This window comes from Caballeronia sp. GAFFF2 (assembly GCF_023631485.1).
GTDB lineage: Bacteria > Pseudomonadota > Gammaproteobacteria > Burkholderiales > Burkholderiaceae > Caballeronia.
Genome location: NZ_JALQDA010000079.1, coordinates 1 through 1675 on the forward strand (window position 1 = coordinate 1; position 1675 = coordinate 1675).

Consider the following 1675-nt stretch of genomic DNA (forward strand, 5'->3'; position numbering starts at 1 on the left):
TCTGGCAAGGTGGTTTGGCTTGCGCGCTATAAGGCGTGGGGCGGGCGAAAGGGTGCGCCCTATGGTAAGGAAGACCCGGCTGAGACGGATAACGCGATCCGGTTTCAGGGGCAGTATTATGATGAAGAGACCGGCTTGCACTTTAATCGGCACCGGTATTACGATCCGCAAACGGGACGCTTCGTTAGCAAAGATCCGATTGGGTTAGCGGGTGGACTCAACGCGTTCCAGTACGCGCCGAATCCGGTGCAGTGGGTTGATCCGCTGGGGCTGCAAAAAATGGAGGGAATTTGCCCTCTATGTCGCCAGCAACAGCAAAAGTGCCCTGTGCATTCCGTGATTGACGAAACGCTCAACGGCAAAGGGAACATAACTAGCCAATATGTTTTGACATCAGACCAATTGCTTGATGCTGGATCTGAGTTTTTGGGCGCGGGCGCCACAGAGATTGGTAAGCCAGGTAGCGGTGTTTATCGGAGCGAAGATGGAACTCGGCAGTTCAGAATAGACAATAATTCGATTCAAGGAAATCATGCACCGAATGTTCCCCATGGGCATTTAGAGACCTATGTTCCAGGGGCTACAAAACCCACAGCGAATAATCATATTCCGTTCTGCGAATGAGGTCGGTTATGGAAAAAATCCTGTTCGGAATAGTTGGGAAAATCATCGCTGGAGATGACGCAGGTTCATACGTTAAGGTAGTGGATGACACAGCGAACACAGGAGGATTTTTAATCCTGACAGCGGATTACCCTGATATGGGTACTGGCTTTGATAATTGGGTTGAAACAAAAGAGGCTGTTGGAAGCTTTTTTGCAGAGTCCAATTGGAAAGTCGATTGGCAGATAGACAGATAGCGATGAGGGGCCGCTCACACGCGGCCCCTCAGTTCGTCTACTCGGTGGTAATGGTCAACCGCCCGTGTTCAACATTGATTCTAACGCGCTACCCTGCTCTGATTCCGGCCTGCTCGATCCATCGCCCGGCGAGCTTGAGCAACGGATAAAAGCGGCTGCTCGGGACGTTGCCAGACCAAGTGAACGACCGCAGCCTCGCCTTTCTTTACCCTGGCGAGAATTTTCAGGCGGCTGTTGATTTAGCCCATAAGCAAAAGCCAAAGGCGACCACGGAGGAAGTGATTCAATGCCTCAATCACTATGCCGACCATAACAATTTTCTTGATCTAAGTTAGAGACAAAATGACATCAATTGCTTGCGTAGGCGACAGCACCACCCACGGCGGCCGCATCATCACTGGATCAGACACGATGGACATCGACGGACGCAAAGGCGCGCGCGTGGGCGATCTCGTGTCATGTCCCGAACACGGCGTCAATCCGATCATTCAAGGCTCGGACATGCTAACCGACACCAACGGCGAGCACGTTGCGCTGGATGGCCATCTCACCGCGTGCGGTAGTCGAATAATTGCCTTGGGCGATCATGGCTCGATTGATTGATCGTCTTTAATCACAGGTGGCGTGTCACCTCAGGGCTGCGCCGTCTGTTCTATGCTCTCGACTTCCTCACCTTCGTCGAGCTCGCGTAGCGCGACGATGCCCTCTGTATCGATATACAAGCGCGACCCGATCGGGCGGCTCACCGCGCGCACGATCGGCAAGCAAGCGACCGAGAGTTTTTATTACGACGCGCGCGGGCGGCTCGCGACCGC

General features: G+C 53.4%; 3 protein-coding genes. All 3 read left to right on the top strand.

All coding sequences use genetic code 11. The features are described 5' to 3' along the window. The coding region (locus tag NCT04_RS34165; protein ID WP_250470254.1) for an RHS repeat-associated core domain-containing protein at window positions 1–624 on the top strand (624 nt) is incomplete at its 5' end. A gap of 8 nt (window positions 625–632) precedes the next feature. Continuing rightward, window positions 633–860: a hypothetical protein gene (locus tag NCT04_RS34170; RefSeq protein ID WP_250470256.1), complete on the top strand. Its 228-nt coding sequence runs from the start codon at window positions 633–635 to the stop codon at window positions 858–860. A 342-nt stretch (window positions 861–1202) separates the two neighbouring features. Next, on the top strand, window positions 1203–1463 hold the full coding sequence (locus NCT04_RS34175) for a PAAR domain-containing protein (protein ID WP_250470258.1): 261 nt from the start codon (window positions 1203–1205) through the stop codon (window positions 1461–1463). The last annotated feature ends 212 nt before the right edge of the window (window positions 1464–1675 follow it).